Raw genomic sequence first — 12864 nt, forward strand, 5'->3', positions numbered from 1 at the left:
CGTCCGACTTACCCGGGCAGATCAGGTGAACGCCGGGCCTGTCTTGTCCGTGATGGTGGGCTGGACCTCGCTCGGGCCGGCAGACAGCGTCCGGCGCGTGTCGGGAGCGAGCGTCGCGCCGATGAAGGTGATGACCTGCAGTGCGGCGACGTACAGAATGACGTAGATCGGAGATCCGCCGCCGGCGAGGAGAAGACTCGCGCCGACCAGCGGCGCCAGACCACCCACCACCGAGCCGAGCTGATACCCGAGCGACGCACCGCTGTACCTGACCTCCGCCCCGAAAAGCTCACTGAAGAACGCGGCCTCGGGCGCGTACATCAGCGCATGGACCACGGCGAGGCCGAGGATCAGCGCCAGATAGATCAGCGCCGGCCGGCCGGTGTCCAGCAGCGCGAAGAACGGGAACGCGAAGACCACCGCCGCGGCAGCACCGAGCCGGAAGAGTGTTCGCCGCCCGAAACGGTCGGACAGCGCGCCGATCAGCGGCAGCGTGACCAGGGCGACCAAGGCGGCGATGAGGGTTCCGTTCAGCATCACGCCGCGAGTGACGCCGACCTGCTCGGTCCCGTACGAGACCGCGAAGGTGACGACCACGTAGAACACCGTGGTCTCCTGCCGCATCGCGGCCGCCAGCAGGATGTTCTTGGGGTTGTTGCGCAGCGCGGAAAGTACTGGGTTCTGTACCTGGCCGCCGGTGTCCCGGAGTTTCTCGAACTCGGGACTCTCGGCGACGGTCAGCCGGATCATCAGGCCGGCCACGACCAGCACACCGCTGGCCAGGAACGGGATGCGCCAGCCCCAGGCGGCGAACTGTGCGTCGTTGAGCGGGGCAAGCGCGATGAACGCTGCGGAGGCGAGGATCAAGCCGGCCGGCACGCCCATCTGCGGGAAACTGCCCGCCAGCCCGCGACGTCGCGGGTCGGAGTGTTCGACCGCCATCAGCACTGCGCCGCCCCACTCGCCGCCGACCGCGAACCCCTGACAGAACCGCAGCAGAACGAGCACGACAGGGGCTGCCACACCGATGGTGTCGTAGGACGGCAACAACCCCACCAGGACGGTAGCTGTTCCCATCAGCAACAGAGATCCGACCAGTGCCGACTTCCGCCCGTGCCGGTCACCGAAGTGGCTGAACACGATGCCGCCGAGCGGCCGGGCGACGAATCCGACCGCGAACGTCGCGAACGCACTCAGCGTGCCGACCACCGGATCGAACTTCGGAAAGAAGAGTTCGCCGAAGACCAGCGCCGCGGCGAGCCCGTAGACGAAGAAGTCGTACCACTCGATGGTGGTTCCCACGAAACTGCTCCAGAACACCCGGCGCCGCATGACCCGGCCGGACGGGGTGGGGGCAGTGGAATCGCCGACGCCCATTGGTCCTCCCAAGCGAAGATGTGCCACGCTGACCGCCAGGTACTCCGGGCCGGCCGAATGGGCCGGCAACAGCGGTCAGTGCGAGATCGATTGACCTGAAGCTAGCAGCGCCCACGGAGGCCGAAAATGCTCATCTCTGCACAGATCGTTGCATCGAATCGCCCCCTTTTCTACGGCCCGCGCCCGGTGGGTACTCAGTGGTCCGGCCGTGACCGAGCGCGGCGCACCGGACACCGGCCGCGTCGTGCGCCGATGCAAACGCCGGTGCAATTCTGGCTCTTCTCGCCACTCGTTGCGCCCGGCTACTTTCGTTCCGAAGCAGCGATTTCGAAGGAGCGAGAATATGGACGCGAACGCATTGATTCGCAAACTGGTGCATTTCGAGGAAGAGATCCGGACCGAGTACGGGCAGCCGGTCCAGCCGGTGCTGCGCCGGGTCGTCCAGGGTGCGGTGATCGCCAACCCATGTCTGTCGCCGGATACGCCGGCCGGGCTCCCTGATCTCGTCGACGTCTCCGCGCAGCTCGGCATCGAGCTGACCCGGCGGGCCCTGGAGCGGGTCGGTGACGCGACCGGTATCCGGGCGTACGCGAAGGCGGTGGTGGTCGGCACCGCCGGGGACAAGGAGCATGGTGCCGCGATGATCCATGCGCGGCTGGGGATGGCGATGCGGCAGACCATCCGCCGCGGCCGGGTGCTGATCCCGGGCAATGCCAAGGTCGGCCCGGCCGGCACGCCGATCGACGTCTGTTTCGGCCCGATCGACGAAGGCTGGGACCTGGACGCCATGGACAGCCTGACCGTGTCCGTCGCCGACGCCCCGCACCCGGACGAGATCCTGCTGCTGGTCGCTTACGCTTACGGGCCGCGCGCCAACGCCCGCACCCAAGGCCCGAGCCAGGCCGATGTCGATCAGCTCCTCGTCACCGCGAGCGCCTGAGCGGCCACCGTCCCCGGAGGCCACCTGGTGGCCTTCCGGGACAATGGGCGCGTTCGGCCACACAATGGTGGATATGGAGGGGACGCCCGGTCACGACAGCCGTCCGGAGCCGCTGCCCTGGGACGACGTCCAGTACTTCCTCGAGCTCGCCCGCCGGCGCACGCTCGCGAAGGCGTCCCTGCGGCTCGGTGTCGCGCACACCACGGTCCTGCGCCGAGTCGCCTCGTTGGAGCGGCGTCTGGACCGAAAACTGTTCGACCGTTCGCATTCGGGGTTCGACCTGACCAGCGCCGGTCAGGAGTTGCTGCATCGCGCCGAGGAGATGGAGTCCGTCGCCGACACCATCTTCAGTGCGGGCGGCGAGCGCGGCCGGGTGGCGGGCACGGTCCGGGTCGCGATCGTCGAAGGGCTGGCGCACTCGATCGTGGTGCCGGCGCTCCGGCCGTTCCACGTCGCGTTCCCGGACGTTCGCCTGGAGCTGATCACGGTCATGCAACTGGCGAACCTCACCCGCCGTGACGCCGACATCGCGGTCGGTCTGAGCCGGCCCAGCGGCTCCAAGCTGTACGCCCGCAAGGTCGCCCAGTCCCATGTGCACCTGTACGCCTCGACCGCCTACCTCGCCGAGCACGGGACGCCGGCCACGGTGTCCGACCTGGACCGGCACTTCTTCGTCGACTACGTCGAGGACATGATCGAGATCCAGGCGCTGCGCTGGCTCGCCGACGTCGTGGGCTCGAACCGGGTCGTGTTCCGCAGCACCAGCCCGCTGGTGCAGCTGGCCGCCGTCCGCAGCGGACTGGGCATCGGCATGTTCCCGACCTACCTGACCCGCGACGAACCGGACTTCGTCCGCCTGCTGCCCGACGAGGTCTGCGCGCACCGCGAGTTCTGGGCGGCCGTCCATCAGGACCTCCTGCGTCTGCCGCGGATGCAGAGCGTCTTCGACTTCCTGATCCACTGCCTGACCGCGGAACTCGAGCCCGAGTCCTGAGTTACCGGCGGGCCGTCGCGCACGACACATCTGCCGAAGGGAAAGCAACCATGACGACACCGTCGTCCGTCCAGTCACGCCTGCCCGCGAACCCGGCGGACACCGGCACCGGTACGACCGCCGAACAGCGGCCCGAGGCAACCGTCAAGCGCATGCTCATCGGGGGCCGATGGGTCGAGAGCCGGACCGGTGCCTGGCGGGAGGTGATCAGTCCGGCCCATCGCGGCCGCGTGCTCGGCCAGGTCCCCGAAGCGGGCCCGGACGACGTGGATCGCGCGGTCGCCGCCGCTCGTGCCGCTTGGCCGGCGTGGCGGGATCAGCACTTCACCGCCCGGCAACGCCAGCTGCTCAAGATCGCCGATCTGGTGGAGCAGCGGGCCGACGAGCTCGCCCGGATCACGGCCGCCGACACCGGCAACGCCCTCCGCACCCAGGCCCGGCCGGAGGTCGCGACCCTCGTCGACCTGTTCCGATACTTCGGCGGGGTCGCCGGTGAGGTCAAGGGATACACACTGCCGGCCGGTCCGGCACAGCTGCAGTACACCCGGCAGGAGCCGCTCGGCGTCGTCGGCGGGATCCTGCCGTGGAACTCGCCGCTGATGATCGCCGGCTTCAAGGTCCCGGCCGCGCTCGCCGCGGGCAACACCGTGGTCCTCAAGGCCGCGGAGGACGCCCCGCTGTCGATTCTGCTGCTCGCCGAGATCTGCCAGGACGTGCTGCCGCCCGGCGTGCTGAACGTCGTGACCGGCGCGGGCGCCACCGTGGGGCAGGCGCTGGTGAACCACGACGGCGTCGACAAGGTCTCCTTCACCGGCTCGACCGAGGTCGGTCGCCGCATCGCCCAGCAGGCGGCCTCCCGACTCGCACACGTCTCGCTCGAGCTCGGCGGCAAGAGCCCTTCGATCGTCTTCCCCGGCGAAGTCACCGACGCGCTGATCGACGGCCTGCTGCTGTCGTCGCGGGTGACCCGGCAGGGCCAGAGCTGTACGGCGGGCACCCGGCTGTTCGTCCATCGCGACGTCCACGACGAGGTCGTCGCCCGCCTCGTCACACGGATGAGCGCGCTGACGGTCGGAGATCCGCTGGATGAGGCGACCGACATCGGCGCGATCATCAACGAGACCCAGTTCCGGACCGTCGGTGACTACCTGGACGAAGGACTGTCCGATCCGCGGCTGACCCTGGAACTCGGCGGGCTTCCGCCGGACACGGGACCGCTCGCCGAGGGCTACTTCCATCTGCCGACCCTGTTCTCCGGCGCCGACAACTCGTTCCGGCTGGCACGCGAGGAGATCTTCGGTCCGGTGCTGGTGGCGATCCCGTGGGACGACGTCGACGACGTGATCCGAATGGCGAACGATTCCGCCTACGGACTGGCGGCGTACGTCTGGTGCGACGACATCCATCGAGCCGTCGACACCGCACACCGTCTCGAGGCCGGGTGGGTCCAGGTGAACCAGGGCGGCGGTCAGGTGGTCGGGCAGTCGTACGGCGGATACAAGCAAAGCGGGATCGGCCGCGAGGTGTCGCTGGAGGGCATGATCGCCGGGTTCACCCAGACCAAACAGATCAACATCCAACTGGCGGACCGATGAACGCATCCGTCCGCGGTCCGGGCGCAGGCCCGTTGGCCGGTTACCTGGTCGTCGACCTGTCCAGGGCACTCGCTGGGCCGCACGCCGCGATGATGTTCGGAGATCTCGGCGCCCGGGTGATCAAGGTCGAACCGCCGGGCATCGGTGACGACGTCCGAGGCTGGGGACCGCCGTTCGCGGGGCCGGTCGACGCGCCACAGTCGACGTACTTCCTGGCCGCGAACCGCAACAAGGAGTCGATCCAGCTGAATCTGAAGGACCCGGCGGACCTTCGGACACTGCAGCGGCTGATCGAGCGGGCCGACGTGCTCGTCGAGAACTACCGCCCAGGTGTTCTCGATCGGCTCGGTCTGTCCGCCGCGGTCCTGGAGGCGCTGAACCCGAGGCTCGTCGTCCTGTCCATCACCGGATTCGGCCACGACGGACCGGAAGGCCACCGGGCCGGTTACGACCAGATCGCTCAAGGCGAGGCAGGCCTGATGAGCGTCACCGGCCCGGACGCCGACTCCCCCACCCGGGTCGGTGTTCCCGTCGGCGACATCCTGGCGGGCCTGAACGGCGCGATCGGTGTGCTGGCAGCGCTGCTCGACCGCCAGGCGACCGGCCGCGGATCGGTCGTCCGGACCTCGCTGCTCGCCGGCCTCGTCGGCGCACACGCCTTTCACGGGACGGCGTGGACGGTCGCCGGTCAGGCCGGCCGGGCCGGCGGCAACCACCATCCGCAGATCTCGCCGTACGGCGCCTTCCGGTGCGGCGACGGGCACGTCCAGGTGGCGATCGGCTCGCAGGCGCTGTGGCACACCTTCGCCGCGCTCCTCGGGCTCGACGCCGACGACGAGCGCTTCGCGACCAATGCGGCGCGGCTGCGGCATCGCGACGAGCTCACCGCACTGATCGAAGAACGGCTGGCAACCGGCAGTCGCGAGCACTGGCTCGGCCGGTTCGAGAACGCGGGGGTCCCGGCCGGCGCGATCAAGACGATCGACGAGGTCTACGAATGGGACCAGACCCGCAGCCAGAACCTCGTCGTGACGGTGCGACACGCTGCCCTGGGGCCGATCGAGCTACCCGGTCCCACGGTGCGGCTCGAGGACTTCGACGGTCGGGACGTCGGCCGACACAGCCACCAGCCGCCACCGCTGCTGGGGGCTCATCGAGACGACATCCTCCAGTGGCTCGACGACGCTTCCTCGAACACCCGCCGCTGACCATCCCCTGCCCAGCCTCAGAGTCAGCGGCGGGCTCACCGTCGGATCAGGCGGCGGACGACGAGGGCGAGGACCGCGCCGATCAGGAACGGGGCCGCACGGCGGACGAGGGTCGGGATCAGGGTGTTGCCCAGGTCCAGGACCGCCTCCGGGGCCTCGGGCGTGTCGGGTGGCGGGTTGGGAGTGGGAGTGTCGGCGGGCTGCTCCTGTGGGCTCGAGGTGGTGTCCAGCTTGGTTTTCAGGCACTCGGTGAACTGATCGAGGAGCTTGTCGGACACCTCCTGGATCAGGCCGCGACCGAACTGAGCGGGCCGGCCGGTGATGGTCAGGTCGGTGTCGACGGTGACCTCGGTCGTGTCACCCGGGCCGGCGGTCAGCCGCGCGGTGACGCGGGCGGTCGCCGTACCGTTGCCGCGGCGGTCCTTGCCCTTGGCCTCGATCACCGCGTGGTGGTCGCTCTCGTCCCGCTCGACGAAGGTGCCGGTGCCCGTGTACTGCAGGGACACCGGCCCGAGCTTCACCTTGCAGGCGCCGGTGAAGTCGTCACCTTCGGACGACGTCAGGGTGGCGCCGGGAAAACACGGCACCACCCGTTCGAGGTCGTTGAACGCGGCCCAGGTCGTGTCGACCGGAGCCGGTACGACGAACTTGTGCTCGAGCTTCACGCCGTACCTGCCGCAGCCAGGACCGCGCGCCGGGTGAGCACCGTGGCGAGGTGCCGCCGGTAGTCGGCGTCGCCGTTGAGGTCGCTCGTCGGTGACGTCCCCTCGGCCGCCCGGGCCGCCGCCTCCCGCACCGCGTCGGCGGTCGCGGGCCGGCCGACCAGGGCCTGCTCGACCGCGGTCGCCCGGATCGGGGTCGGGCCCATGTTGCCGAGCCCGACCCGCGCCTCGGCGATCGCGTCACCGTCGAGCCGGACCGCGGCCGCGACCGACACGATCGACCACGCCTGCGCCACCCGGCGGAACTTCTCGTAGTGCGCGCCCCACCCGGTGTACTTCGGCACCCGGATCTCGACCAGCAACTCGTCCTCCCCGAGCGCCGTCGTGAACACGCCCTGGAAGAACTCGCCCGCCGGCACCGTCCGGCGCCCGGTCGGCCCCGCGATCACGAACGACGCGTCCAGCGCCACCGCGACCGCGGGCAGATCGGCCGCCGGATCCGCATGTGCCAGCGACCCGCCGAACGTCCCACGGTGCCGGATCTGCGGATCCCCGACCGTTGCCGTGGCCAACGAAATCAGCCGCGCGTGCTCGCCGACCAGCGGATCCGACTGCACGGTGCTGTGCGGTGTCATCGCGCCGATCACCAGGGCGTCGCCGTCGTCGCGCACACCACGCAGTTCGTCGATCTTCGCCAGGTCGACGATCGACTCCGGCGCCGCCAGCCGCAACCGCAGCGCGGGCATCAGGCTCTGCCCGCCGGCCAGGACCTTCGCGTCGGAGTGCTCGCGCAGCAACGTCAGCGCCTCGTCGACGGTCGTCGGGCTGTAGTACTCGAACGGCGCCGGGATCATGACTGCGCTCCTTCCTGGATCGCCTTCCACACGCGGTACGGCGTACACGGCATCGGCACGTCCGTGACGCCCAGCGGCCGCAGCGCGTCGACGATCGCGTTCACCACGGCCGGCGTCGACGCGATCGTGCCCGCCTCGCCGACACCCTTCACGCCGAGCTGGTTCGTCGTCGCGGGCGTCTCGGTCCGTGCGGTCTCGAACGCGGGCAGATCAGGCGGCCCGGGGATCAGGTACTGGTCGAAGGACCCGGTCACCAGCGTCCCGGACTCGTCGTGCACCGCCTCCTCGAACAGCGCCTGCGAGATGCCTTGCGCCAGACCGCCGTGCACCTGACCCTCGACGATCAACGGGTTCACCACCACGCCGACGTCGTCGACGGCGACGTACGAGCGGATCTTCGTGCCGCCGGTCTCGGTGTCGACCTCGACCGCGCACAGGTGCGTGCCGTGCGGGAACGAGAAGTCGTCCGGGTCGAGCGTCGCGTCGGCGTCCAGACAGGCCTCGGCGGCGCCACCGAGCTTGTGGCTCTGGAAGACCGCGAACGCGAGCTCGGCCATCGTCATCCCGGTGTCCGTGCCGCGCACGCCGTACCGCCCGGCGCTGAACTCGAGGTCGTCCGGGTTCGCCTCGAGCAGCTGCGCCGCGATCGGCTTCGCCTTCTCGATCACCTTGTCCGCGGCGGCCAGCACCGCCATCCCGCCGACGGCCAGCGAGCGGGAACCGTAGGTGTCCAGGCCGCGGACCGCGACCTGCGTGTCACCGTGCAGCACTTCGACGTCCTCGAACGCCACCCCCAGCCGGTCCGCGATCAGCTGACTCCACGCGGTTTCATGGCCCTGACCGTGCGGACTCGTCCCGGTGACCACCTCGACCTTGCCGGTCGGCAGCATCCGCACCGATGCGTGCTCCCAGCCGCCGGCGGCGTACCCCATCGAGCCCAGCCAGCGCGACGGGGCCAGGCCGCACATCTCGGTGTACGTCGACACGCCGATGCCGAGCTGCACCGAGTCATTGGACGCGCGCCGCTCGGCCTGCTCCTTGCGCAACTCGTCGTACCGGAACAGCTCGCGCGCCTTCGCGGTCGCGGCCTCGTAGTTGCCGGAGTCGTACCGCAGACCCGCCACCGTGCTGAACGGGAACTCCTCGTGCTTGATCCAGTTCCGCTCACGGATCTCCAGTGGATCGACGCCGACCTGCGCGGCCAGCTCGTCCATCATCCGCTCGATCGCATACGTCGCCTCGGGCCGGCCGGCGCCGCGGTACGCGTCGGTCCAGGTCATGTTCGTGTACAGGTTCGTGATGCCGAGCCGGTACGCCGGGAACTTGTAGATCCCGTTGTACATGAACGCCCCGAGCAACGGGATCGCCGACGTGACCAGGCCGAGATACGCGCCCATGTTCACCAGTAGGTCGACCTTGAGCCCGGTGACCGTCCCGTCGGCGTTCGCGGACAGCGTGACCTGCTGCCACTGGTCGCGGCCGTGGTGCGCCGCCATCAGCGACTCCGACCGGCTTTCGGTGTACTTGCAGGGCTTACCGATCCGCCGCGCCGCGATGACCGTCAGCGCCTCCTCCGGGGTGAACTGCAGCTTGCCGCCGAACCCGCCGCCGACGTCGGGCGCGATCACCCGGACCTTGTGCTCCGGAACCCCGAGCACCAGCGCGATGAAGACCTTCACGAAATGCGGCACCTGCGTCGACGACCACACGGTCAGCTGCTCGGAGGTGGGGTCGACAACGATCGATCGCGGCTCCATGAACGACGGGATCAGCCGCTGCTGACGGAACTCCTGCTCGATCACGATGCCGCCGTTGCGGGCGGCCTCGATCGCCGCGTCGACGTCGCCGCCGGTCCCGGCCGCGGCCGAGTCGTACGACCAGACCGCGGAGACGTTGGTCCCGAGGTCGGGATGCGCGAGCACCTCGTCACGAACTGCCTCCTTCAGATCCAGCACCGGTGGCAGTTCCTCGTAGTCGACATCGATCAGGTCCGCGGCGTCGCGGGCCTCGGCCGCCGTCCGAGCGGCGACCATCGCGACGATCTCGCCGGCGAACGCGACGTGGTCGACGGCCATCGCCGGGTGGTTCGGCGCCTTCTGGTCCGGGATCACCGACCACGCGTTCGGCAGCGAGCCCTGCTCGTCGGCGATGTCGGCACCGGTGATCACGGCGACGACCCCGGATGCCTCCTTGGCCGCGGCGGTGTCGATCGAGGTGATCCTGGCGTGGGCGAACGGACTGCGCACCATCGCGAGGTGCTGCATCCCGGGCAGCACAATGTTGTCGGTCCAGCGGGTCCGGCCGGTGATCAGCCGCGCGTCCTCCTTGCGCAGCCGGGCGTTGCCGACCTCCGTCGTGCGGCGTTCCTCGGTGGCGGTCATCGCGCACCTCCCGCGGCCGCGGCGCGGACGGCCTTGACGATGTTCTGGTAGCCGGTGCAGCGGCACAGGTTCCCCTCGAGCCCGTGCCGGATGTCCTCGTCGGTGGGATCCGGATTGTCGGCGATCAGATCGATGGACTGCATGATCATCCCCGGCGTGCAGTACCCGCACTGCAACGCGTGGTTCTCGTGGAAGGCCTGCTGCACCGGGTGCAGCTGACCGTTCGTCGCGAGACCCTCGACGGTGGTGATCTCGTGACCGTCGGCCTGGACCGCGAGCAGCGAACAGGACTTCACGCTGCGCCCGTCCAGCTGAACCGTGCACGCGCCGCAGTTGCCGGTGTCGCATCCCACGACCGTGCCTGTCTTCCCCAGCTCCTCGCGCAGGTAGTGCACGAGCAGCGTGCGCGGCTCCACGTCGTCCGTGAAGCTGCTTCCGTCGACCTTCACCGTGATCCGGCTCATCGCCCCGCCTCCAGATGTCAGCAAACCGTCGTACTGCGATCCTGCTCCGATGTGATGTGACCGACAAGGGACCTTCGTCCTACCCGCACCCCCTTCTTCAGTGAGGGTTCCGACTTGACTTTGGTCAAGGGTCTAGTGATGGATCGGCCCGGCCTGGGCCGACAGTCGATGCCCCGCACCTCCCCAGCGCAGCGCGATGATCTCCGCGGCGATGCTGACCGCGGTCTCCTCCGGCGTCCGGGCGCCGAGGTCGAGACCGATCGGGCTGGCCAACCGGCTCAGCTCGTCCTCGGTCAGCCCGGCCTCCCGCAACCGCTTCAGCCGGTCGTCGTGCGTCCGCCGCGACCCCATCGCGCCGATGTAGGCGACCTGCGGCAGCCGCAACGCGACCTCGAGCAGCGGTACGTCGAACTTCGGGTCGTGCGTCAGCACGCAGATCACCGTCCGGTCGTCGATCCGGCCGGCCCCCGCCTCGGCGGCCAGGTACCGATGCGGCCAGTCCACGATCACCTCGTCGGCGAACGGGAACCGGGACGCGGTCGCGAAAACCCCTCGCGCGTCGCACACCGTCACGCGATACCCGAGGAACGACCCGAGCCGCGCGACCGCCGCCGCGAAGTCGATCGCACCGAAGACCAGCATCCGCGGCACCGGCGCGAACGAGGACACGAAGACTCGCATACCTTCCCCGCGCCGCTGCCCGTCCGGCCCGTACTCCAAGGTCTCCGAGCGCCCGTTGGCGAGCAGCCCGCGCGCATCGTCGAGCACCGCGTCATCGGCGCGATCCGAGCCCAGCCCCGCGCCCGCCGGCCGACCGCCACCCGAAGCAGCACCCGAAGCAGGATCCGAAGCGTCGGCCGGACGGATGATCAGCCGCCGCCCGACCCGCGCGGGATCCGGGTGCGCGACCACCGTCGCCACCGCCACCGGCCGGCCGGCGCGGATGTCCGCGGCCACCTCCCCCAGCTCCGGGAACGTCGTCCGGTCGACCTTCTCGACGAACACGTCGATGATCCCGCCGCAGGTCAGCCCGACCGCGAACGCCGACTCGTCGCTGACGCCGTACCGCTGCAGCACCGGCCCGCCGGACGCGAGCACCTCCTCGCCGAGCTGGTACACCGCGCCTTCGACGCAGCCACCGGACACGCTGCCGACCGCCTCCAGGCCGGGCCCCACCAGCATCACCGCGCCCGGCGGTCGCGGCGCTGATTCGAACGTCGCGACAACGGTGCCGACGGCAACCGATTCACCGGCCTCCCACCAGCTCAGCAACTGATCGAGCACGTCACGCATCCGCCACCACCTCCAGAAGTTCGGCGAAGCTGGCCAGGCTGTGCCCGGCCACGAGATCGTCCAGATGCGGCAGAACGGCGACGATGCCCGACTGCACGGGTTCGTAGCCGCGCTTGCCGCGATGCGGGTTCAGCCACACCACGCGGTGCGCCAGGCCGGACAGCCGCCGCAGTTGCGCGCCGAGCAATGCCGCGTCACCGCGCTCCCACCCGTCGCTGCACACCACGACCACGGCCCGCCGCGCCGTACCGCGTTGTCCCCAGCGATCCAGGAACACCTTCAGAACCTCGCCGAGCCGCGTCCCGCCCGACCAATCGGGTACGACGTCACCGGCGGACCGCAACGCGTACTCGGCGTCGCGGTGCCGCAGGGCAGGTGTCACGCGCGTGAGCCGCGTACCGATGGTGAAGACCTCGACCGACCGCGGCGTCTGCTGCACCATCACATGCGCGAGCCGCAACAGACTGTCGGCGTACGGCCTCATCGAACCGGACACGTCGATCAGTACGACGACGCGCCGCGGCCGGATCCCGCGCCGGCGATACCGGACCCGACCCGGTTCGCCGACCTGGCGGAGCTGGTCGCGCAGTGTGCGGCGGGGATCGATCTGACCACGATGCGACGGGCGCCGGCGGTTCGCCCGACGGGTCGGGCTGCGCGGTGACAACGTGCCGAACAGGCGGGCGAGTTCGGCGCGGTCCGCCGCGGACAACTCGGCGACATCGCGGTGCCTGAGGAGTTCCGTCGTACTCGCGGACACGTTGAACGTCTGGTCGCCGTCCGCGCTCTCACCGGTTTCGCCGAGATTCGCCTGCGGAGAAGGCTGCGGGGGCCGGCTCGGGATGGCACCGCGCGAACGGCTACCGGTGAACCACGCCGCGAACACCTCGTCGTACCGGGCGGTGTCGTCCGGCCCGCTGCACAGCGCGGAGCGCCCGGCCCAGTAGACGTCGGCGGTCCGGCTCGCGTCGAGCGCCGCGACCGCGCGGAGGAACAACTGCACGCGGTCGGCCGTCACCGGCAGGCCCGCGTGGCGCAGCGCCACCGCGAATCCCGTCAGCGCGAGATCCGGTTCGGCGGCTGTGCGTGCTGTCAT

11 protein-coding genes are annotated in these 12864 nt (G+C 70.0%); 4 read left to right on the top strand and 7 right to left on the bottom strand.

From position 1 onward, the window contains the following. Positions 1–21: 21 nt before the first annotated feature. Entirely contained in the window at positions 22–1302 is a 1281-nt protein-coding gene (locus AB0B82_RS09360) for an MFS transporter (protein WP_360164426.1), read from the bottom strand. A gap of 418 nt (positions 1303–1720) precedes the next feature. Here AB0B82_RS09360 and AB0B82_RS09365 point away from each other — a divergent pair, with 418 nt between their 5' ends. The 4 genes from AB0B82_RS09365 (at position 1721) to AB0B82_RS09380 (ending at position 6114) form a co-directional block, all read left to right on the top strand. Continuing rightward, positions 1721–2317 (top strand): amino acid synthesis family protein, encoded by a 597-nt coding sequence (locus AB0B82_RS09365; RefSeq protein WP_360164428.1) that lies wholly within the window; start codon positions 1721–1723, stop codon positions 2315–2317. Positions 2318–2390: 73 nt separating this feature from the next. Next, complete coding sequence (locus AB0B82_RS09370) at positions 2391–3311, top strand: LysR family transcriptional regulator (protein WP_360164430.1); 921 nt, start codon at positions 2391–2393, stop codon at positions 3309–3311. Between the two features lie 50 nt (positions 3312–3361). Further along, on the top strand, positions 3362–4906 hold the full coding sequence (locus AB0B82_RS09375; RefSeq protein ID WP_360164432.1) for an aldehyde dehydrogenase family protein: 1545 nt from the start codon (positions 3362–3364) through the stop codon (positions 4904–4906). Next, entirely contained in the window at positions 4903–6114 is a 1212-nt protein-coding gene (locus AB0B82_RS09380) for a CoA transferase (protein WP_360164434.1), read from the top strand. Before AB0B82_RS09375 ends, AB0B82_RS09380 begins: the two co-directional genes overlap by 4 nt. Before the next feature lie 35 nt (positions 6115–6149). On the opposite strand, the gene AB0B82_RS09385 is transcribed toward AB0B82_RS09380, so the two are convergent. The 6 genes from AB0B82_RS09385 to AB0B82_RS09410 all read right to left on the bottom strand — a co-directional run bounded on the left by AB0B82_RS09385 (position 6150) and on the right by AB0B82_RS09410 (position 12864). Next, positions 6150–6779 (bottom strand): SRPBCC family protein, encoded by a 630-nt coding sequence (locus AB0B82_RS09385; RefSeq protein WP_360164436.1) that lies wholly within the window; start codon positions 6777–6779, stop codon positions 6150–6152. Next, positions 6776–7630, bottom strand: a complete 855-nt coding sequence (locus AB0B82_RS09390) for a xanthine dehydrogenase family protein subunit M (protein WP_360164438.1) — start codon at positions 7628–7630, stop codon at positions 6776–6778. Before AB0B82_RS09390 ends, AB0B82_RS09385 begins: the two co-directional genes overlap by 4 nt. After that, the gene (locus AB0B82_RS09395) at positions 7627–10011 is read right to left on the bottom strand and encodes a xanthine dehydrogenase family protein molybdopterin-binding subunit (protein ID WP_360164440.1); all 2385 of its coding nucleotides are present in this window, start codon (positions 10009–10011) and stop codon (positions 7627–7629) included. The genes AB0B82_RS09390 and AB0B82_RS09395 overlap by 4 nt, the downstream gene beginning before the upstream one ends. Continuing rightward, positions 10008–10475, bottom strand: a complete 468-nt coding sequence (locus AB0B82_RS09400) for a (2Fe-2S)-binding protein (protein ID WP_360164442.1) — start codon at positions 10473–10475, stop codon at positions 10008–10010. Before AB0B82_RS09400 ends, AB0B82_RS09395 begins: the two co-directional genes overlap by 4 nt. Before the next feature lie 132 nt (positions 10476–10607). Then, positions 10608–11768, bottom strand: coding sequence for an XdhC/CoxI family protein (locus AB0B82_RS09405; protein ID WP_360164444.1), 1161 nt, complete (start codon positions 11766–11768; stop codon positions 10608–10610). After that, the gene (locus AB0B82_RS09410) at positions 11761–12864 is read right to left on the bottom strand and encodes a VWA domain-containing protein (protein WP_360164446.1); all 1104 of its coding nucleotides are present in this window, start codon (positions 12862–12864) and stop codon (positions 11761–11763) included. Before AB0B82_RS09410 ends, AB0B82_RS09405 begins: the two co-directional genes overlap by 8 nt.

The sequence above is a fragment of the Kribbella sp. NPDC048915 genome, from assembly GCF_040649595.1.
Lineage (GTDB): Bacteria > Actinomycetota > Actinomycetes > Propionibacteriales > Kribbellaceae > Kribbella.